This window comes from Pantoea sp. B_9 (assembly GCF_008632015.1).
Classification (GTDB): Bacteria; Pseudomonadota; Gammaproteobacteria; order Enterobacterales; family Enterobacteriaceae; genus Pantoea; species Pantoea dispersa.
This window is the reverse complement of record NZ_VWVL01000001.1, coordinates 849,865-870,955: the sequence shown is the minus strand read 5'-3', so window position 1 is coordinate 870,955 and position 21,091 is coordinate 849,865. Positions and strand designations below refer to the sequence as shown.

16 protein-coding genes are annotated in these 21,091 nt (G+C 59.0%); 15 read left to right on the top strand and 1 reads right to left on the bottom strand.

Annotation, left to right across the window (positions count from 1 at the left end; genetic code table 11):
• Window positions 1-60 precede the first annotated feature (60 nt).
• The 11 genes from aroA to F3I21_RS04130 all read left to right on the top strand — a co-directional run bounded on the left by aroA (window position 61) and on the right by F3I21_RS04130 (window position 12,883).
• Window positions 61-1,347 (top strand): 3-phosphoshikimate 1-carboxyvinyltransferase, encoded by a 1,287-nt coding sequence (aroA, locus tag F3I21_RS04180; protein WP_150058388.1) that lies wholly within the window; start codon window positions 61-63, stop codon window positions 1,345-1,347.
• A 198-nt stretch (window positions 1,348-1,545) separates the two neighbouring features.
• A complete protein-coding gene (gene cmk, locus F3I21_RS04175) occupies window positions 1,546-2,226 on the top strand; it encodes a (d)CMP kinase (RefSeq protein ID WP_021508346.1) in 681 nt (226 codons plus the stop codon).
• Window positions 2,227-2,348: 122 nt separating this feature from the next.
• Window positions 2,349-4,022, top strand: a complete 1,674-nt coding sequence (gene rpsA, locus F3I21_RS04170) for a 30S ribosomal protein S1 (protein ID WP_021508345.1) — start codon at window positions 2,349-2,351, stop codon at window positions 4,020-4,022.
• 86 nt (window positions 4,023-4,108) lie between these two features.
• Window positions 4,109-4,393 carry an integration host factor subunit beta gene (gene ihfB / locus F3I21_RS04165; protein WP_010618275.1) on the top strand — a complete coding sequence of 95 codons (285 nt, stop codon included), beginning with the start codon at window positions 4,109-4,111 and terminating at the stop codon, window positions 4,391-4,393.
• A 232-nt stretch (window positions 4,394-4,625) separates the two neighbouring features.
• Window positions 4,626-6,854 (top strand): DNA internalization-related competence protein ComEC/Rec2, encoded by a 2,229-nt coding sequence (locus F3I21_RS04160; protein WP_223815627.1) that lies wholly within the window; start codon window positions 4,626-4,628, stop codon window positions 6,852-6,854.
• 34 nt (window positions 6,855-6,888) lie between these two features.
• Window positions 6,889-8,637 (top strand): lipid A ABC transporter ATP-binding protein/permease MsbA, encoded by a 1,749-nt coding sequence (msbA, locus tag F3I21_RS04155; RefSeq protein ID WP_021508343.1) that lies wholly within the window; start codon window positions 6,889-6,891, stop codon window positions 8,635-8,637.
• A complete protein-coding gene (lpxK, locus tag F3I21_RS04150; RefSeq protein ID WP_150058386.1) occupies window positions 8,634-9,635 on the top strand; it encodes a tetraacyldisaccharide 4'-kinase in 1,002 nt (333 codons plus the stop codon). The genes msbA and lpxK overlap by 4 nt, the downstream gene beginning before the upstream one ends.
• Before the next feature lie 20 nt (window positions 9,636-9,655).
• The gene (locus F3I21_RS04145) at window positions 9,656-10,873 is read left to right on the top strand and encodes a winged helix-turn-helix domain-containing protein (RefSeq protein WP_150058385.1); all 1,218 of its coding nucleotides are present in this window, start codon (window positions 9,656-9,658) and stop codon (window positions 10,871-10,873) included.
• 78 nt (window positions 10,874-10,951) lie between these two features.
• Window positions 10,952-11,134 carry a Trm112 family protein gene (locus tag F3I21_RS04140; RefSeq protein WP_010618270.1) on the top strand — a complete coding sequence of 61 codons (183 nt, stop codon included), beginning with the start codon at window positions 10,952-10,954 and terminating at the stop codon, window positions 11,132-11,134.
• Window positions 11,131-11,880 (top strand): 3-deoxy-manno-octulosonate cytidylyltransferase, encoded by a 750-nt coding sequence (kdsB, locus tag F3I21_RS04135; RefSeq protein WP_058757760.1) that lies wholly within the window; start codon window positions 11,131-11,133, stop codon window positions 11,878-11,880. Before F3I21_RS04140 ends, kdsB begins: the two co-directional genes overlap by 4 nt.
• Window positions 11,881-11,989: 109 nt before the next feature.
• Window positions 11,990-12,883 (top strand): YcbJ family phosphotransferase, encoded by an 894-nt coding sequence (locus F3I21_RS04130; protein WP_021508339.1) that lies wholly within the window; start codon window positions 11,990-11,992, stop codon window positions 12,881-12,883.
• Here the strand turns inward: F3I21_RS04130 and elyC are convergent.
• The gene (elyC, locus tag F3I21_RS04125; RefSeq protein WP_021508338.1) at window positions 12,863-13,648 is read right to left on the bottom strand and encodes an envelope biogenesis factor ElyC; all 786 of its coding nucleotides are present in this window, start codon (window positions 13,646-13,648) and stop codon (window positions 12,863-12,865) included. The two genes, F3I21_RS04130 and elyC, sit on opposite strands and share 21 nt — an antisense overlap.
• A gap of 124 nt (window positions 13,649-13,772) precedes the next feature.
• Here elyC and cmoM point away from each other — a divergent pair, with 124 nt between their 5' ends.
• The 4 genes from cmoM to mukB are packed head-to-tail and all read left to right on the top strand — an operon-like array spanning window position 13,773 to window position 21,049.
• Entirely contained in the window at window positions 13,773-14,543 is a 771-nt protein-coding gene (gene cmoM / locus F3I21_RS04120) for a tRNA uridine 5-oxyacetic acid(34) methyltransferase CmoM (RefSeq protein WP_058769552.1), read from the top strand.
• Between the two features lie 11 nt (window positions 14,544-14,554).
• A complete protein-coding gene (gene mukF / locus F3I21_RS04115) occupies window positions 14,555-15,877 on the top strand; it encodes a chromosome partition protein MukF (protein ID WP_058757757.1) in 1,323 nt (440 codons plus the stop codon).
• Window positions 15,858-16,586: a chromosome partition protein MukE gene (gene mukE, locus F3I21_RS04110; RefSeq protein ID WP_031279857.1), complete on the top strand. Its 729-nt coding sequence runs from the start codon at window positions 15,858-15,860 to the stop codon at window positions 16,584-16,586. Before mukF ends, mukE begins: the two co-directional genes overlap by 20 nt.
• The gene (gene mukB, locus F3I21_RS04105) at window positions 16,583-21,049 is read left to right on the top strand and encodes a chromosome partition protein MukB (protein WP_150058384.1); all 4,467 of its coding nucleotides are present in this window, start codon (window positions 16,583-16,585) and stop codon (window positions 21,047-21,049) included. Before mukE ends, mukB begins: the two co-directional genes overlap by 4 nt.
• Window positions 21,050-21,091 lie beyond the last annotated feature (42 nt).

Here is a 21,091-nt window from a genome sequence, read left to right as displayed (position 1 = left end):
CGGCTGGCATCAGACCCTGTCACTGGACAGGGTCTCGTATTTCTGGAGATTTGGTTTCACATGCAGGACTCCCTGACTTTACAGCCGATTGCCCGCGTTGACGGCACGGTAAACTTACCGGGCTCAAAAAGCGTATCAAACCGCGCCCTGTTACTGGCTGCACTGGCGAACGGCACCACGCGCCTGACCAACCTGCTCGACAGCGATGATGTTAAACACATGCTTAATGCGCTGCAGGCGCTGGGTGTCAGCTATACCCTGTCAGCCGATCGCACCGTGTGTGAAGTGGTCGGCAATGGTGGACCGCTGCGTGCCGAACAGCCGCTGGAATTGTTCCTGGGCAATGCCGGAACCGCGATGCGTCCGCTGGCGGCCGCACTGTGCCTCGGTGAGCAGTCGGTAGTACTGACCGGCGAACCGCGCATGAAAGAGCGTCCGATCGGCCATCTGGTCGATGCGTTACGGCAGGGCGGGGCGCGCATTGATTACCTCGAACAAACCGACTATCCGCCGCTGCGTTTGAACGGCGGATTTACCGGCGGCGAAGTCAGTGTCGATGGCAGCGTTTCCAGCCAGTTCCTGACGGCGCTGCTGATGACCGCGCCGCTGGCACAAAACGACACCACGATCACTATTAAAGGCGAGCTGGTTTCCAAACCCTACATTGATATCACTCTGCACCTGATGCGTTGCTTTGGCGTGGACGTTGAGAATCAGCACTACCAGCGCTTTGTGGTGAAAGGTCAGCAGCAGTATCAGTCGCCGGGTGATTATCTGGTGGAAGGCGATGCGTCGTCAGCGTCCTATTTCCTTGCCGCTGCGGCAATTCGCGGCGGTACGGTGCGGGTTACCGGCATTGGCCGCAACAGTGTGCAGGGCGACATCCGTTTTGCCGATGTGCTGGAGAAGATGGGAGCAGTGATTGAGTGGGGCGACGATTATATTGCCTGCACGCGCGGTGCGCTGAACGCCATTGATATGGACATGAACCATATTCCGGATGCGGCAATGACAATCGCTACCACCGCGCTATTTGCCGAAGGCACCACGCTGATGCGCAACATCTATAACTGGCGCGTAAAGGAGACCGATCGCCTGGCGGCCATGGCGACCGAGTTGCGTAAAGTTGGTGCGGAAGTGGAAGAGGGGCTCGATTTTATTCGCGTCACACCGCCTGCGCAGTTACAGCACGCCGATATCGGCACGTACAACGATCACCGTATGGCGATGTGTTTCTCGCTGGTTGCGCTGTCCGACACAACGGTAACCATTCTCGATCCCGGCTGTACGGCAAAAACCTTCCCGGATTACTTCCAGCAGTTGGCAAAAATCAGCCACGCATCCTAATCCGCCCGCCCGGCACCGCCGTGCCGGGCTTCTGAACCCTCTGCTGGCCTCACTGGCGGGAAATTGTTCTGAAACTGTCGAAATTTCTGGCGCTGTCTACGCTAAAGGGTAACCAAGCGGACGCGGGCAGCGTATAATGCCGCGCAATCCAGACAGCCAAGAAGGCTGATCATCAGCACGCAGCAACAGGAGAGAACAATGACGGCAATCGCCCCGGTAATTACCATTGATGGCCCAAGCGGCGCGGGTAAAGGGACTTTATGTAAAGCGATGGCGGAGTCGTTGCAGTGGCACCTGCTGGATTCAGGGGCTATTTATCGCGTACTGGCTCTGGCCGCGCTGCATCATCAGGTGGATATCGAGTCGGAAGAAGCGCTGGTGCCAATGGCAGCGCACCTTGACGTGCGCTTTCTGTCGGTAGACGGTGAAATGCAGGTAGTGCTGGAAGGTGAGGATGTCACCGGCGAAATCCGCACCCAGGAAGTGAGCAATACGGCGTCGCGCGTGGCGGCATTTCCGCGTGTGCGTGAAGCCTTGCTGCGCCGACAGCGTGCTTTCCGCGAGGAGCCGGGTTTAATCGCCGATGGACGTGATATGGGCACCGTGGTTTTCCCGGACGCGCCCGTTAAAATTTTCCTCGATGCCAGCTCCGAAGAGCGTGCGCATCGCCGTATGCTACAGTTGCAGGAAAAGGGCTTTAGTGTTAACTTTGATCGCCTTTTATCCGAGATAAAGGAACGCGACGACCGCGATCGTAACCGCGCCATCGCGCCTTTAGTGCCAGCCGCTGATGCTCTGGTGCTGGATTCAACCAGCATGACCATTGAGCAAGTGATTGAAAAGGCACTAGATTATGCCCGCCAGAAGCTGGGCATTTAATCTTTTCGGCGACCGAATTGTAGTAACCCTGTGCCAGGGAAGCGGTGCAGGGCATGTGAAACAACCCCATCCGACAATGACGTCAGGTGGACGTTAAATTGAAGAATCCTAAGATTATCAATATGACTGAATCTTTTGCTCAACTCTTTGAAGAGTCCCTGAAAGAAATCGAAACCCGTCCGGGTTCCATCGTTCGTGGCGTCGTTGTTGCTATCGACAAAGACGTCGTGCTGGTTGATGCGGGTCTGAAATCTGAATCTGCTATCCCTGCAGAACAGTTCAAGAACGCAGCTGGCGAACTGGAAATCCAGGTGGGCGACGAAGTTGACGTTGCTCTGGATGCAGTAGAAGACGGCTTCGGTGAAACCCTGCTGTCCCGTGAGAAAGCTAAACGTCACGAAGCTTGGATCACGCTGGAAAAAGCTTACGAAGACGCTGAAACTGTTACCGGTGTTATCAACGGCAAAGTTAAAGGTGGCTTCACAGTTGAGCTGAACGGTATTCGTGCGTTCCTGCCAGGTTCACTGGTTGACGTTCGTCCGGTCCGCGACACTCTGCACCTGGAAGGCAAAGAGCTTGAATTCAAAGTAATCAAGCTTGATCAGAAGCGTAACAACGTCGTGGTTTCTCGCCGCGCGGTTATCGAATCTGAAAACAGCGCTGAGCGCGATCAGCTGCTGGAAAACCTGCAGGAAGGCATGGAAGTCAAAGGTATCGTTAAGAACCTCACTGACTACGGCGCATTCGTTGACCTGGGTGGCGTTGACGGTCTGCTGCACATCACCGATATGGCGTGGAAGCGCGTTAAGCATCCAAGCGAAATCGTCAACGTGGGCGACGAAATCACTGTTAAAGTGCTGAAGTTCGACCGCGAGCGTACTCGTGTATCTCTGGGCCTGAAACAGCTGGGCGAAGATCCATGGGTTGCTATCGCTAAGCGTTATCCGGAAGGTACCAAACTGACCGGTCGCGTGACCAACCTGACTGACTACGGCTGCTTCGTTGAAATCGAAGAAGGCGTTGAAGGCTTGGTACACGTGTCTGAAATGGACTGGACCAACAAAAACATCCACCCATCTAAAGTTGTCAACGTAGGTGATGTGGTTGAAGTCATGGTTCTGGACATCGACGAAGAGCGTCGTCGTATCTCCCTGGGTCTGAAGCAGTGCAAATCTAACCCATGGCAGCAGTTCGCAGAGACCCACAACAAAGGCGATCGCGTTGAAGGTAAAATCAAGTCAATCACTGACTTCGGTATCTTCATCGGCCTGGACGGTGGCATCGACGGTCTGGTTCACCTGTCTGACATCTCCTGGAACGCGACTGGCGAAGAAGCCGTTCGTGAGTACAAGAAAGGCGACGAAATCGCTGCCGTTGTACTGCAGGTTGACGCAGAGCGTGAGCGTATTTCTCTGGGCGTGAAGCAGCTGGCTGAAGATCCATTCAACAACTACATCACCCTGAACAAGAAAGGCGCAATCGTGACGGGTAAAGTCACTGCAGTTGACGCTAAAGGTGCTACAGTAGAATTAGCTGACGGCGTAGAAGGTTACCTGCGCGCTTCTGAAGCTTCTCTGGACCGCATCGAAGACGCCACTCAGGTTCTGAGCGTAGGCGACGACGTTGAAGCGAAATTCACCGGCGTTGACCGTAAGAACCGCGTTGTGAGCCTGTCTGTTCGTGCTAAAGACCAGGCTGACGAGAAAGAAGCTATCAACACTGTTAACACCAAACAGGAAGATGGCAACTTCTCTAACGCAATGGCTGAAGCGTTCAAAGCGGCTAAAGGCGAGTAATCGACCCGAAGCACCGGACGGTGAAAATCGTCCGGTTTCGGTAAAAGCTGTCATACCTTTCCAAACAGGGATTAACCGGAGGTTACATGACCAAGTCAGAACTGATTGAAAGACTTGCTGGCCAGCATACTCATATCCCGGCGAAAGTCGTTGAGGATGCGGTCAAAGAGATGCTCGAGCACATGGCCACTACGCTGGCCCAGGGTGAGCGCATTGAAATCCGGGGATTCGGCAGCTTTTCTTTGCACTACCGCGCACCGCGCACTGGTCGTAACCCGAAAACGGGTGACAAAGTGGAACTGGAAGGTAAATACGTTCCCCACTTCAAGCCAGGCAAAGAATTGCGTGACCGTGCAAATATCTACGGCTAAGCCGTTACCGAACGATAAAAACGACACCTGCAGGTGTCGTTTTTTTTTGCCTCGCATTCAGGTTTGCGATCCTGCTTCCATGTTGCTGTTGATCCCCTGCAACCACCATAAATTGCGCGTAATCCCTCTCTGAAATCGACATTTAGCCGCATGCTTTTGCCTCTGCCAGCGCGCACAATCCGCGGCAATGACAGAAGAGGGCGTGCGCGTGACAATAACAGTGGTAGCCAGAATGATGCTCCTCGCGGCGCTGCCGCTGGGTATGCTGCCGCACACCCCCGCTTACAGCACCATTGTGCTGCTGTTAATAAGCGCACTGTTGCTGGCATGTACATCAGTAATGCTTTTGCGCTACGCCGGACTGGGCTTGCTGCTGTTGAGCTGGGCACTGATCGAGGCGCGTCAGACGGTCGATACCCTCGAGCAACTGACCGTGGCACCGGTGGCGGCCACGCTTCAGATAACTGCAGTGAATCCCGCGAAGAACCAGCTCACGGCGCAGATAATCCGGACAGGTGACCGCTACGTCTTTCCACCGTTGTTTGTCACGCTGCGTAATGTCAGCGATGAGGTCGCCTGGTGTGCCGGACAGCGCTGGCAGATGCAGCTGCGGCTACGCGCGGTGCACGCCCGGCTCAACGAGGGCGAATTTGATCTGCAGCGTTTTGCCATTGCTAACCACAGCGCGTTGCAGGGGCGTATTGTCAGCCAGCAGGCTGAGTCTCTGCGCTGCAGCTGGCGGACGCGTTTTATCGATCATCACCAGGCGCGTTTCACCGGGTTAACGCAGCCCGCAATAATACAGGCACTGGCCTTTGGCGTGCGTGACGCGATGACCCCGGCCCAGCGAGCCTTGCTGCGCGAAACCGGTACCGCGCACCTGATGGCCATCTCAGGCATGCATATCGCGCTGGCGGCCAGCGTAGGCTGGCTACTGGCGCGCGTCATCCAGTTAGTGTTACCTGCCAGGCAAATCGGCTATCTGATGCCGCTGCTGATCAGCGGGTTAACAGCGGCAGCCTATTGCTGGATCTCAGGCAGTCATCCTCCGGCACAGCGCGCGATGCTGGCGTTAACGCTGTGGCTGGCGACGCGTATAGCTGGCTGGCAGCTGAGCAACTGGCAGGCGTGGACGCTCTGCGTGGGGAGTTTGTTATGGCTTGATCCGCTGACGGTGCTGTCAGAGAGCTTCTGGCTGTCGGCGCTGGCCGTGGCGATGCTGATACTGTGGTTTCAGTGGTTTCCTCTGCCGCCACGTTTCCGCCAGCCGCGTCGCTGGCTCATGCTGCGACTGCTGCACCTGCAATTGGGCATGATGATTCTGATGGCGCCGCTGCAGATCTTTCTGTTCCACGGGCTCAGCCTGAGCGCGCTAGTGGCCAACCTGCTGGCAGTGCCGGTGGTGTCGCTGATTACCGTGCCGTTGATTCTGCTGGCGATGCTGTTGCCGCTGCCTGCAATCGCCATTCCGCTATGGCAGCTGGCCGACCTGTCGGTCAGCCTGGTGATGCAGGGGGTGGCGTGGCTGCCCGCCGGCTGGTGGCGCTGGAGCGATACGCTGCCGGCGGTGCTGCTGCTCTGGGCCGGGCTGGCGCTGTGGCGCAGCGGCTTGCTCGCGAAGGCGCTGATGCCCTGCTGCGCGCTGTTGCTCTTGCTGTGGCTCTGGCGCAGCAATGCCCAGCAGGACGACTGGCAGATTGACATGATCGATGTCGGACATGGTCTGGCGGTGGCGATCAGCCAGGGAAATGAGGTGATGCTGTATGACAGCGGACCCGGCTGGGCAGAGGACAATGCAGGCGGGCGGGTTTTGTTACCCTGGCTGCACTACACCGGGCGCCAACTGCAAGGGGTGATCCTGAGCCACAGGCATCTCGATCACCGTGGTGGATTAGCCGCGCTGCAACAGGCGCAGCCTGGTCTGCGGGTTCGCAGCGCACTCGGCGAGCCCGGGCATCTGCCATGCTATCGCGGCCAGCAGTGGCAGTGGGGGCGTTTGCACTTTCACGCGCTATGGCCGCCGCGCGTGCAGACCGCCGGGCAAAATAACGACTCATGCGTGGTGCGCGTGGACGATGGTCAGTTCAGCCTGTTACTGACCGGGGACATCGAGCTGGAGGCGGAGCGCAAGCTGGTCGCCCTGGAAAAGGGCGGCTTACAGTCTACGGTTATCCAGGTGCCCCATCATGGCAGCCGGAGCTCCTCCGGCTCTTTACTGTTACGGAGTGTTGCCGGACAGGCGGCGCTGGCTTCGCTGGCGCGCTATAACGCCTGGCGTATGCCCGCCGTCGCCGTGGTCCAGCGTTACCGTGAGCAGGGCTATCGCTGGTATGACACTGCGCAATCAGGCCAGATTCACATCGCGATACGGCAGGGTCGCTGGCAGATTAAGGGGTTAAGAGAGCAAATAATCCCCCGCTGGTATCATCAGTGGTTTGGCGTCAAACGCGATTCCAGGTAGAATGAGCGGCTATTTCAAACAGCGTGAATAAATAATGCATCAAGACAAAGACCTCTCAACGTGGCAGACATTTCGCCGACTCTGGCCGATGATTGCACCGCACAAGGCTGGCCTGATTGTGTCCGCCGTGGCGCTGATACTCAATGCGGCAGGCGACACCCTAATGCTCTCCCTGTTGAAACCTTTACTGGATGATGGTTTTGGCAAAGCCGACAAATCCGTTCTGCTGTGGATGCCGCTGGCAGTCATCGGCCTGATGCTGATCCGCGGCGTAACCAGTTATATCTCCAGTTACTGCATCTCATGGGTCTCCGGCAATGTGGTGATGAACATGCGCCGTCGCCTGTTCGGCCACATGATGGGCATGCCGGTTGCATTCTTTGACCAGCAGTCTACCGGTACGCTGCTGTCGCGGATTACCTACGATTCTGAACAGGTGGCCTCTTCCTCCTCCAGCGCGCTGGTGACGGTGGTACGCGAAGGCGCATCGATCATTGGCCTGTTCATCATGATGTTTTACTACAGCTGGCAGCTGTCACTGATTTTGATCCTGCTGGCGCCGCTGGTCTCTTTTGCCATCCGCACCGTATCCAAGCGTTTCCGCAGCATCAGTAAAAATATGCAGAACACCATGGGGCAGGTAACCACCAGTGCTGAGCAGATGCTGAAAGGGCACAAAGAAGTGCTGATTTTTGGCGGACAGGAAGTGGAAGCCGAGCGTTTCTCGCAGGTGAGCAACAAAATGCGCCAGCAGGGCATGAAACTGGTCTCAGCCTCTTCGATTTCCGATCCGGTGATCCAGCTGATCGCATCGCTGGCGCTGGCGTTTGTGCTGTATGCGGCCAGCTTCCCGAGCGTGATGGATACCCTGACTGCCGGTACCATTACCGTGGTGTTCTCGTCGATGATCGCCCTGATGCGTCCGCTGAAATCGCTGACCAACGTCAACGCCCAGTTCCAGCGCGGCATGGCGGCCTGTCAGACTCTGTTCACCATTCTGGATAGTGAGCAGGAGATCGACAACGGCAAGCGCGAAATTACGCGTGCGAAAGGGGATGTTGAATTCCGCAACGTGACCTTTACCTATCCGGGCCGCGACATTCCGGCGCTGCGTGATATTAATCTCACGCTGCCCGCGGGTAAAACCGTGGCGCTGGTGGGCCGTTCCGGCTCGGGTAAATCCACCATGGCCAGCCTGCTGACGCGTTTTTACGATATCAACGAGGGCGAGATTCTGCTGGATGGCCACGACCTGCGGGAATACACCCTGCGCTCGCTGCGTAATCAGGTGGCGCTGGTCTCGCAGAATGTCCATCTGTTCAACGACACCATCGCCAATAACATCGCTTATGCGCGCAACGGTGAATACACCCGCGAGCAAATCGAGCAGGCGGCGACCATGGCGCACGCCATGGACTTCATCAACAAGATGGATAACGGTCTCGATACGGTCATTGGCGAAAACGGCGTGCTGCTGTCTGGTGGCCAGCGTCAGCGTATCGCCATTGCCCGTGCGCTGCTGCGTGACTGCCCGATTTTGATTCTCGACGAAGCCACTTCGGCGCTGGATACCGAATCCGAACGCGCCATCCAGTCGGCGCTGGACGAGTTGCAGAAGAACCGCACGTCGCTGGTGATTGCGCACCGTCTCTCCACCATTGAAAAGGCCGACGAAATCGTGGTGGTCGAGGATGGGCGAATCGTGGAACGCGGCACCCATGAGGTGCTGCTGGCGCAGAAAGGCGCTTACGCGCAGCTGCACAAACTGCAGTTTGGTCAATGATTGAACGTATCTGGAGCGGACGCTCGCCGCTGTGGCTGCTGTTGTGGCCGCTGAGTCTGCTGTATGGCGCTATCACCTGGCTGATTCGCCTGAGCTATCAGCGCGGCTGGCGTACCCGCTGGCGCGCGCCCTGTCCGGTCATTGTCGTTGGCAACCTGACCGCAGGCGGCAACGGTAAAACACCGCTGGTGATTTGGCTGGTGCAGGCGCTGCAACAGCAGGGGCTGCGTCCGGGTGTGGTGTCGCGCGGTTACGGCGGTAAGGCGGAACGCTATCCGCTGCTGGTCAATCAGGATAGCGCGACGGAACAGGCTGGTGATGAACCGGTGCTGATCGCCCAGCGCACTCAGGTGCCGGTCGCAGTAGCACCGCAGCGCCGGCTGGCAATCGAGGCCCTGCTGGCGGCGCATCCGCTGGATGTAATTGTGACGGATGATGGCCTGCAGCACTACGCGCTAGAGCGCGATCGCGAAATCGTGGTGGTGGATGGCGTGCGTCGCTTTGGCAACGGCTGGTGGTTACCGGCCGGACCGATGCGTGAACGCGCATCGCGACTGGCGCAGGTAGATGCCGTGGTGGTCAATGGGGGCAGCGCGCAGGCTGGCGAGATCGCCATGACGCTGCAGCCGGGTCTGGCGGTCAATTTGCTGACTGGCGAACAGGCTGCGCTGACGCAGCTGCCGCCAATTGTCGCGATGGCCGGCATCGGTCATCCGCCGCGTTTCTTCACTACGCTGCAGCAGCAGGGCGTGCAGCCGGTGGCAGAGATAGCCTTTGCCGATCACCACGCTTATAGCGAAGAAGAGTTACGCAGCCTGACCCAGGATGCACAGTGCCTGCTGATGACGGAAAAAGATGCGGTCAAATGCCGCCATTTTGCCCGCACTAACTGGTGGTATCTGCCGGTGGATGCGCATCTGGCGGGCGCGCCACTGGCCGCATTACTGGCCAATCTGACGCAACTCTGTACAGCTGCGCGCGACGCCCGGTCGCGCTAACCATCTAAAGGGACGACGTAATGACCAGCACGCATTCCCTCTCTCTGCAAACCGCCCGCAACCTGCACCTCTCTGCCCAGGGCCTGCTACGTCCGCCGCGCCGTCAGGCGCGTTTTGCCGATATTCACGCCTGCGTGCGGCAGATGTCGTTGCTGCAAATCGATACCATTAATGTGGTTGCGCGCAGTCCGTATCTGGTGCTGTTCAGCCGGCTGGGCGCTTTTCCTGCTGAGTGGCTGGAGCAAACGCTGGCGGCGGGCGCGCTGTTTGAATACTGGGCGCATGAAGCCTGTTTTATCCCTTTTGAAGATTATCCGCTGCTGCGTCACCGCATGCTGGCTCCGCAGCGCCTGGGCTGGAAATACAATCAGCAATGGGTGGATCAGCATCAGCAGGAGATCGCCGATCTGCTGCAACATATCGCCGCCACCGGTCCGGTACGCGCCGCTGATTTTGCCAGCGACAAGCACACCAAACCCGGCTGGTGGGCGTGGAAGCCGCACAAGCGACATCTGGAGAACCTGTTTAGCGCCGGTGAGCTGATGGTTGTCGGGCGCCGTAACTTCCAGCGCGTCTACGATCTGCGTAGCCGGGTGATGCCGCACTGGCGCGACGAGCAGCATGCGCTGAGCGAGAACGAGGCGGTGATGCAGATGCTGGATCACAGCGCGCGCAGTCTCGGCATTTTCCGCGCCAGCTGGCTGGCGGATTACTACCGGCTGAAACGCGCACCTATCGCACTCTGGCTGGCGCAGGCCGCTGAGCAGGGAGTGATTCAGCGCGTTGAGGTTGAGCAACTGGGCGAGATGTGGCTGCACCATACGCTGCTGCCGCAGCTGGCGCAGCCACAGGCCGCCACGCACAGCGCGCTGCTGTCACCGTTTGATCCAGTGGTATGGGATCGCCGCCGCGCGCTTGAGTTGTTTAATTTTGACTACCGCATCGAGTGCTACACGCCAGAGCACAAACGCAAATACGGCTATTTTGTCCTGCCGCTGCTGCACCGCGGCGCACTGAAAGGGCGCGTCGATGCCAAAATGGATCGCCAGGCGCAGCGCCTGATTCTGCGGGCCTTCTGGCTGGAGCCCGGCGTGCGCGTGAGCCAGCAGTTTCTCGCCGATGTGCATAAAGCCATTAACCGCTTCGCCGCCTGGCAGGGCGCCAGCGAAGTGGTGCTGGAAAACGCGCCTGATGCGCTGCGGGCCGCCTGGTCCACGCACTGGCACGTCAGCATATAAGCCGATGGCGGCGCGTCGTCCCTGATTGCGCTATGGTATGCTAATCCTCTGACGTATCGGTCCTGAAAGGAGAAAAGTATGGATCACCGTTTACTTGAGATTGTGGCCTGTCCGGTCTGCAACGGAAAACTGTATTACAACAAAGAGCAGCAGGAGTTGATCTGCAAACCCGACGGCCTGGCGTTCCCGGTGCGTGACGGTATTCCGGTATTGCTGGAAGTAGAAGCGCGCACCCTGTCCGTTGAAGAGATTCATCCATGAGTTTCGTGGCGATTATTCCGGCACGCTACGCCTCCACGCGCCTGCCGGGCAAACCGCTGCTGGATATTCACGGTAAACCGATGGTGGTGCACGTGATGGAGCGTGCACGCGAGTCCGGCGCCGAGCGGGTGATTGTGGCCACCGATCATCCTGACGTGGCGGCGGCAGTGACCGCTGCCGGCGGGGAAGTCTGCATGACGCGCGCCGACCACCAATCTGGTACCGAGCGCCTGGCCGAGGTGATTGAAAAGTATCAGTTTGCTGACGATACCATCATCGTGAACGTGCAGGGCGACGAGCCGATGATTCCGGCGGAGATTGTGCGTCAGGTCGCGGACAATCTGGCCCAGGCGGATGCCGGCATGGCCACACTGGCGGTACCGATTCACGAGGCAGAAGAGGCGTTCAATCCCAACGCGGTAAAAGTGGTCACCGATGCCAGCGGCTATGCACTCTATTTTTCACGTGCGACCATTCCGTGGGATCGCGAACGTTACGCGCAGTCGCGTGAGCAGATTGGCGACACGCTGCTGCGCCACATCGGTATCTATGCCTATCGCGCCGGTTTCATCCGTCGCTATGTGGCATGGCAACCCTGTGCGCTGGAGCAGATCGAGTTGCTGGAGCAGCTGCGCGTGCTGTGGTACGGCGAAAAGATCCACGTGGCGGTAGCGGCCACCGTGCCGAGCGTCGGTGTGGATACGCCGGACGATCTGCTGCGCGTGCGTGAAGCGATGCAGGCATAATCGTCAGCGGCCAGCGACCCGGCTGGCCGCAAAGTTTGATCTGGCGCTAAGTTTCGCGCCGTCATGACCTCCAGGATGGTGCAATGAGTTAACTCCGGAGGACTCTTCCATGGAACAACTCCGTGCAGAACTGGCGCTGGTGCTGGGCGAAGGCGTCAGCCGGCTGGAAACCATCAGCGAACAGGCACAATCGCGGCTTTACGCCCTCTATGATGACCACGGCAAGCCGATGCCGCTGGTGGCCAAATATTTTCGTCATCAGGGACGCGCCGCGCTCGAAGCGAAAAAACTCACCATGCTGGCGCATGAAGGGCTGATTACGTTGCCCACGGTGTACGGCCTGGTTTTGAGTCAGCAACCGCCGGCGCATGAAATGCTGCTGCTGGCGCGCTTAAATGGCGTATCGGCCGAAGCGCCGGCGCGCACGGCAGCGCGCTGGGAGCAGCTGTGTGAACAGATTGTCGAAGGGCTGCTGGCGTGGCACCGCATTGACAGCCATGGCCTGGTCGGCAGCGTTGACAGCGTGCAGGAAAATCGCTGGCCGGCATGGTATCGCCAGCGGGTGGAGGTGCTGTGGTCCACGCTGGGCTATCTGTCGCCCCCCGGATTTACCCACGCCGATCGTCAGATTCTGTTCCGCAGCCGCGAACAACTGGCGCAGCTGTTTGCCGGCTTTGACGACCCGTGCGTGCTAATGCACGGCAATCTGCGTCTCGCCAGTATGCTGAAAGACCCGCACAGCGATCAGCTGGTGGCGATGACCCAGCCGGGCACCATTTTGTGGGCCCCGCGTGAGTATGAGCTGATGCGCCTGGCGGAAAACGGTGCTGAAGCATCGCTGCTGCAGCACTATTTACAGCGTGCGCCGGTGGATGACGGTTTCGTCTGGCGCCGCTGGCTCTATCAGCTGTGGGATTGCGTTGACACGCTGGTCAGCAGCGGCCAGTTTGACCGCCCGCGCTTTGACCATGCCCGCGCGCAGCTACTCCCCTGGCTCGGCTGAAGGTTCGCCACTGCCGCGCAGCCGCTGCCAGATCAGCCCCAGCGTTTCGTACACCGCGCGCTGGCTATGGCTGAGCCACAGCGGCGAGGGCAGCGTGCGATCCCAGACGCTGATCGGTGAGGTGATCGCCAGCTGGTTAGCCGGTGCCGGTAGCGGATTAAGGCCGGCGCTCTGGAAAAAATGCATGGCGCGTGGCAGATGGTTGGCAGACGTCACCAGCAGAAACGGATGCTGCCCGATGGTCTGCTTCACCGCCAGCGCTTCTTCGCCGGTGTCATGCGGCTGATCCAGCACGATAATGGCATCGTCGGGCACGCCAAGGCTGCGCGCCACGTCAGCAGCAACGCTGGCGTTGCTGCGCGGATTGTAGCCCGCAGCGGCACCGGTGAAGATCATTTTGGCCTGAGGATAGCGTCGCCACTGGCGAACGCCTTCGGTCACGCGCGGCAGGCTGTTGTTCAGCAGGTTGGAGCTTGGTGCCCACTGCCGGTTATAGGTGTAACCCCCGCCCAGCACCACGATATAGTCCACCGGCTCGCTGCCATTCCACGTGGCATACTGGTTTTCCAGCGGGGCCAGCAGCCGATCGGCCACCGGTTGCAGGCTCAGCAGTAACAGCATCAGCCAGCTCAATGAGATAAGGATTTTGCCGCTTTTTTGCCAGCGGCTAAACCAGAGCAGTAAAAGTCCTGCCGCCATAAGCGTTAACAGCAATGGCAAAGGCAGTAGCATCGCGCCAATCCATTTTTTTAAGGCAAAAAACATCGAAAACGTCTCCTTTTGTCCGAAAAAACAGCAGCCAGACAGTTACTGCGGCATGAAAGGTTCATTCTTGTCGAGCCTGTGACAAAATAGCACAAGTTGAATGCAGCAAAGCGGAGCCATCACCATGCAGGATCGTAACTTTGACGATCTGGCGGATAAATTCTCGCAAAATATTTATGGCACCCGTAAAGGCCAGGTGCGTCAGGCGATCATCTGGGATGAGCTGAACGCCATTCTGCCGACGCTGCCCGCCGGCCCGCTGACGGTGCTGGATGCCGGTGGTGGCGTCGGTCAGATCTCCAGCGGTCTTGCTGCGCAGGGGCATCAGGTACTGCTGTGCGACCTGTCGGGCGAGATGCTCAAGCTGGCCGCCGCCCATGCGCACAGCGCAGGTGTGAGCCACAACATGCAATTCAAACAAATTAGCGCGCAGCAGGTTGGCGAACATTTGGATAAGCCGGTGGATCTGGTATTGTTTCACGCTGTGCTTGAGTGGGTGGCGGATCCGCTGGCGGTGCTGCAGGCGCTGTGGCATACGCTGAAACCCGGTGGTGTGCTGTCGCTGATGTTTTATAACGCGCACGGCCTGACGTTCCGCACCCTGACGCTCGGCAATTTCGGCTATCTGCGCGCCAACATGAACAAGCGCAAAAAACGCACGCTGTCGCCGGATTTCCCCCGCGATCCTGACGATGTACAGCGCTGGCTGACGCAGTGCGGATTTATCACCGAGCAGCGTGCCGGTATCCGCGTGTTCAGTGACTACATGAAGCCGCAGCCCGGCGCCGGGAAGAGCGTTGAGGAAATTATTGAGATGGAACGGCGCTACTGTCGTCAGGAGCCCTTTTTGAGCTTAGGGCGCTATATCCACGTGACTGCGCGCAAACCCAGGTAGAAGGATCAACTATGAGCGAATTTTCCCAGACGGTCCCCGAACTGGTGGCATGGGCGCGCAAGAATGACTTTTCCCTTGCGCTGCCGGTAGAACGTCTGGCGTTTTTGCTGGCCATCGCCACCCTCAACGGGGAGCGCATGGACGGCGAGATGAGTGAAGGTGAGCTGATTGACGCCTTTCGTCACGTCAGCAAAGCGTTTGAACAAACCCACGAAACCGTTCAGGTCCGTGCCAACAACGCCATCAACGACATGGTGCGTCAGCGCCTGCTTAACCGTTTTACCAGCGAGCTGACCGAAGGTCACGCCATCTATCGTCTGACGCCACTGGCGATCGGCATCACCGACTATTATATCCGCCAGCGCGAATTTTCCACGCTGCGCCTGTCGATGCAGCTGTCGATTGTTGCGCAGGAGCTGAAGCGCGCCGCCGACGCCGCCGAGGAAGATGGCGACGAATTTCACTGGCACCGCAACGTCTTTGCGCCGCTGAAATATTCGGTCGCGGAAATCTTCGACAGCATCGACATGACGCAGCGCCTGATGGACGAACAGCAGCAGGCGGTAAAAAGCGATATCGCCGATCTGCTGAATAAAGACTGGCGCGCGGCCATCTCCAGCTGTGAGCTGCTGCTGTCGGAGACCTCCGGCACGCTGCGCGAACTGCAGGATACGCTGGAAGCGGCAGGCGACAAGCTGCAGGCTAACCTGCTGCGAATTCAGGACGCCACGCTGAGCAGCCCGGATCTGGGTTTCGTCGACAAGCTGGTGTTTGACCTGCAAAACAAGCTCGATCGCATTATCAGCTGGGGCCAGCAGGCCATCGATCTGTGGATCGGTTACGACCGCCACGTGCACAAATTTATTCGTACCGCCATCGACATGGATAAAAACCGCGTGTTCGCGCAGCGTTTACGCCAGTCGGTGCAGAACTATTTCGATCAGCCGTGGGCGCTGACCTACGCCAATGCCGACCGTCTGTATGACATGCGCGATGAAGAGATGACGCTGCGTAACGACGAGGTGATGGGCGAACTGCCGCCGGAGATGGAGTACGAAGAGTTTAACGAAATCCGCGAGCAGCTGGCGGCGATGATTGAAGAAGCGCTGCAGATTTACAAGCAGCAGCAGAAGCCGCTGCATCTCGCCACGGTGATGCGTGACTATCTGGCGCAGTATCCCCGCGCGCGCCACTTCGACCTCGCACGCATCGTCATCGATCAGGCGGTGCGACTCGGCGTGGCCGAAGCCGATTTAGCCGGTCTGCCTGCGGAATGGCAGACCATTAATGATTACGGAGCCAAGGTGCAGGCACATGTCATCGACAAATATTGAACAAGTGATGCCGGTCAAACTGGCGCTGGCACTGGCAAACCCGATTTTTCCCGCGCTCGATAGCCAGTTACGCGCCGGCCGCCACATTGGTATTGAAGAGCTGGATAATCACGCTTTTCTGATGGATTACCAGCCGTTTCTGGAAGAGTTCTATGCGCGCTACAACGTTGAGCTGATCCGCGCACCGGAAGGGTTTTTCTATCTGCGTCCGCGTTCAACCACGCTGATCCCGCGCTCGGTGCTGTCCGAGCTCGACATGATGGTGGGTAAAATTCTCTGTTATCTCTACCTGAGCCCGGAGCGGCTGGCCAACGAGGGCATTTTCACCCAGCAGGAGCTGTACGACGAGCTGCTGTCGCTGGCGGATGAAAGCAGGTTGCTGAAGCTGGTTAACCAGCGCTCCACCGGATCGGACCTGGATCGCGCCAAACTGCAGGAGAAGATGCGTGCGTCGCTCAGCCGTCTGCGCCGTCTCGGCATGGTGTGGTTTATGGGCAACGACAGCAGCAAGTTCCGCATCATGGAGTCCGTTTTCCGCTTTGGTGCGGATGTGCGCAGCGGTGACGACGCACGTGAAGCGCAGCTGCGCCTGATTCGTGACGGTGAAGCGATGACGCTGGAGAACGCACCGGTCGCCAGTGAGAGCGACGAGGCAGAAAATGACAGCGAACACGACGCGAGCGAGCGCGCGGAGGATGAACAGGCATGATTGAACGCGGTAAATTTCGATCGCTCACGCTGATCAACTGGAACGGTTTCTTTGCCCGCACCTTTGATCTGGATGAGCTGGTCACCACGCTGTCCGGCGGTAACGGTGCCGGTAAATCGACCACCATGGCGGCGTTTGTTACGGCACTGATCCCGGACTTAACCCTGCTGCATTTCCGTAACACCACCGAAGCCGGTGCCACGTCCGGCTCGCGCGATAAGGGCCTGCACGGCAAACTGCGCGCGGGCGTCTGCTATGCGGTGCTGGACGTGGTCAACTCGCGCCATCAGCGCGTGGTGGCTGGCGTGCGCCTGCAGCAGGTAGCCGGACGCGATAAGAAAGTCGACATCAAGCCGTTCAGTATTCACGGGCTGCCGACCGATACGCTACCAACCGATATGCTGACCGAAATTCTCGGTAGCCGTCAGGCGCGCGTGCTGCCGCTGGCAGAAGTGAAGGAACGGGTGGAAGCGCAGGAGGGCGTGCAGTTCCGCCAGTTCAGCTCGGTCACGGACTACCACGCCATGATGTTTGAGCTCGGCGTAGTGCCGCGTCGCCTGCGCACCGCCGGCGATCGCAGCAAATTCTACCGTCTGATCGAAGCCTCGCTGTATGGCGGTATCTCCAGCGCCATTACCCGCTCGCTGCGCGATTACCTGCTGCCGGAAAACGGCGGCGTGCGTAAAGCGTTCCAGGATATGGAAGCGGCGCTGCGCGAAAACCGCATGACGCTGGAAGCAATTCGCGTCACGCAGTCGGACCGCGATCTGTTTAAGCATCTGATCTCTGAAGCCACCAGCTACGTTTCTGCCGACTACATGCGCCACGCCAACGAGCGTCGCATCCATCTTGACGGTGCGCTGCAGCTGCGTAACGAGCTGTTCACCAGTCGCAATCAGCTGGCATCGGAACAGTATCGTCACATCGAAATGGCGCGCGAACTCTCTGAGCACAACGGCGCAGAGAGCGATCTGGAAACCGATTATCAGGCGGCGAGCGATCACCTTAATCTGGTCCAGACGGCGATGCGTCAGCAGGAGAAGATCGCGCGTTACGACGCCGATCTGGAAGAGCTGACTTATCGTCTCGAAGAGCAGAATGAAGTGGTGGCCGAAGCGCGTGAGGTGCAGGAAGAGAACGAAGCGCGCGCTGAAGCGGCGGAAATTGAAGTCGACGAGCTGAAAAGCCAGCTGGCCGATTTTCAGCAGGCGCTTGATGTGCAGCAAACCCGCGCCATCCAGTATCAGCAGGCGTTGCAGGCGCTGGAAAAAGCGCGGGCGCAGTGCCAACTGCCGGACCTCACCATCGACAACGCCGCAGAGTGGCAGGAAACCTTCCAGGCGCGCGAAGAAGAGGCCACCGAACGGCTGCTGCGCCTGGAGCAGAAGCTGAGCGTGGCGGAAGCGGCGCACAGCCAGTTTGAACAGGCGCTGGCGCTGGTCACCAGCATTGCCGGCGAGGTAAGCCGGCAGGATGCGTGGCTGGTCGGGCGCGAATTGCTGCGCGATGCCGCTAACCAGCGCCATCATGCCGAACAGCTCTCTTCGCTGCGTCTGCGTCTCAACGAACTGGAAACCCGCCTGCGCGAGCAGCATGACGCCGAACGTCTGCTGGCCGACTTCTGTAAACGTCAGGGCCAGCATTATGACGCTGACGCGCTGGAAGGCCTGCAGCGTGAACTGGAAGCGCAGATAGAGCAGCTGAACGAAAGCGTGGCCGACGCCGGTGAACGCCGCATGCTGATGCGCCAGGAGCTGGAGCAGCTGCGCGAGCGCATCACTACGCTGACCGCGCGGGCGCCGCACTGGCTGGCGGCGCAGGAGATTCTCACCCAGCTGAGCGAGCAGACCGGCCAGACGCTGAGCAGCAGCCAGCAGATCACCGAATATATGCAGCAGCTGCTGGAGCGCGAGCGTGAAACCACCGTCGAGCGTGATGAAGTGGCGGCGCGCAAGCGTGAAGTCGAGCAGCAGATTGCGCGACTCAGCCAGCCGGGCGGCGCGGAAGATGCGCGCCTGACCCAGCTGGCGGAGCGGTTTGGCGGCGTGCTGCTGTCAGAAATTTACGATGATGTGACGCTGGATGATGCGCCGTACTTCTCCGCGCTGTATGGCCCATCGCGTCACGCCATTGTGGTACCGGACCTGTCGCTGGTGCGCGAGATGCTCGACGGCCTTGAAGAGTGTCCGGAAGATCTCTATCTGATCGAAGGCGATCCGCAGTCGTTTGATGACAGCGTCTTTAGCGTTGACGAGCTGGAAAATGCGGTCGTCGTTAAAGTGGCGGAGCGCCAGTGGCGTTATTCGCGCTTCCCGAAAGTGCCGCTGTTTGGTCGCGCGGCGCGGGAAAATCAGCTGGAGCTGTTGAACAATGAGCGCGATCAGCTGGCCGAACGTTTTGCCACGCTGTCATTTGACGTGCAGAAAACCCAGCGTCTGCATCAGTCGTTTAGCCGCTTTATCGGCAGCCACCTGGCGGTGGCTTTCGACGAAGATCCGGAAGCGCAGATGCGGCAGCTTAACAGCCGTCGTGGCGAGCTGGAGCGTGCGCTGGCGCAGCACGAGAATGACAATCAGCAGCAGCGTGCTCAGTTCGAGCAGGCAAAAGAGGGTGTGGCGCAGCTCAACCGCCTGCTGCCGCGCGTTAACCTGTTGCTTGACGACTCGCTGGCCGACCGCTGCGAAGAGATTCGTGAGCGGGTGGAAGAAGCCCAGGAAGCCGCGCGCTTCCTGCATCAGCACGGCGCGAAACTCAGCAAACTGGAGCCGCTGGTGGCGGTGCTGCAGAGCGATCCGCAGCAGCACGAACAGCTGACGCGTGACTATCAGCAGGCGCAGCAGCAGCAGCGCGAAGCGCGTCAGCAGGCATTTGCCCTGACCGAAGTGGTGCAGCGCCGCGCGCACTTCAGCTATGAAGATTCGGCCGGCATGCTGACCGGTAACAGCGATCTCAACGAAAAACTGCGCCAGCGTCTGGAGCAGGCGGAAGGCGAACGCAGCCGCGCGCGCGAACGCCTGCGCGAACATCAGGCGCAGCTGACGCAGTATTCCCAGGTGCTGGCATCGCTGAAGAGTTCGTACGACGCCAAGCGCGACATGCTGAAAGAGTTGCAGCAGGAGATGCAGGATATTGGCGTGCACGCCGATGCCAGCGCCGAGGAGCGTGCGCGCAGCCGGCGTGACGAACTCTACACGGCGCTCAGCCACAACCGTGCGCGTCGCAATCAGCTGGAGAAACAGCTCACCTTCTGCGAAGCCGAAATGGATAGCCTGCAGAAGAAACTGCGCAAGCTGGAGCGCGATTATCATCTGATGCGTGAGCAGGTGGTCAGCGCCAAAGCGGGCTGGTGCACCGTACTGCGTCTGGTGAAAGAGAACGGCGTCGAGCGCCGTCTGCATCGCCGCGAACTGGCTTACCTGAGCGGTGACGAGCTGCGCTCGATGTCGGATAAGGCGCTCGGTGCGCTGCGCCTGGCGGTTGCGGATAATGAACACCTGCGCGATGTGCTGCGCATGTCGGAAGATCCAAAACGGCCGGAGCGCAAGATTCAGTTCTTTATCGCCGTCTATCAGCATCTGCGTGAACGTATCCGTCAGGACATTATTCGTACCGACGATCCGGTTGAAGCCATCGAGCAGATGGAGATTGAGCTGAACCGCCTGACCGAAGAGCTGACGGCGCGTGAGCAGACGCTGGCGATCAGCTCGCGCAGTGCGGCCAATATCATCCGCAAAACCATTCAGCGCGAGCAGAACCGCATCCGTCAGCTGAACCAGGGCTTGCAGGCGGTGAGCTTTGGCCAGGTGCGCAGCGTGCGGCTGAACGTCAACGTACGCGAAACGCACTCCATGCTGCTGGATACGCTGTCGGAAGAGCATGAACAGCATCAGGATCTGTTTACCAGCAATCGCCTCACGTTCTCGGAAGCGCTGGCGAAGCTGTATCAGCGTCTCAATCCGCAGATTGATATGGGCCAGCGCACGGCGCAGACCATCGGTGAAGAGCTGCTCGACTACCGCAACTACCTTGAGATGGAAGTGGAAGTGAACCGCGGCTCAGACGGCTGGCTGCGTGCCGAAAGCGGGGCGCTGTCGACCGGTGAAGCGATCGGTACCGGTATGTCGATTCTGGTGATGGTGGTGCAGAGCTGGGAAGAGGAGTCACGGCGTCTGCGCGGTAAAGATATTTCACCGTGTCGCCTGCTGTTCCTCGATGAAGCCGCGCGTCTTGATGCGCGCTCCATCGCCACGCTGTTCGAACTGTGCGAGCGTCTGGAAATGCAGCTGGTGATCGCCGCGCCGGAGAATATCAGTCCGGAAAAAGGCACCACTTATAAGCTGGTACGTAAAGTCTTTAACAATACGGAGCATGTGCACGTGGTCGGACTGCGCGGTTTCTCCGCCGATCCGACGCCGGTGAAACAGGAAAATCCCGGCGCAGGCGTGGCCACTGAAAATAGCTAGCAGCAAATCTGGTTAAAAATTCAGGCTGCGGTTAATCTGTAA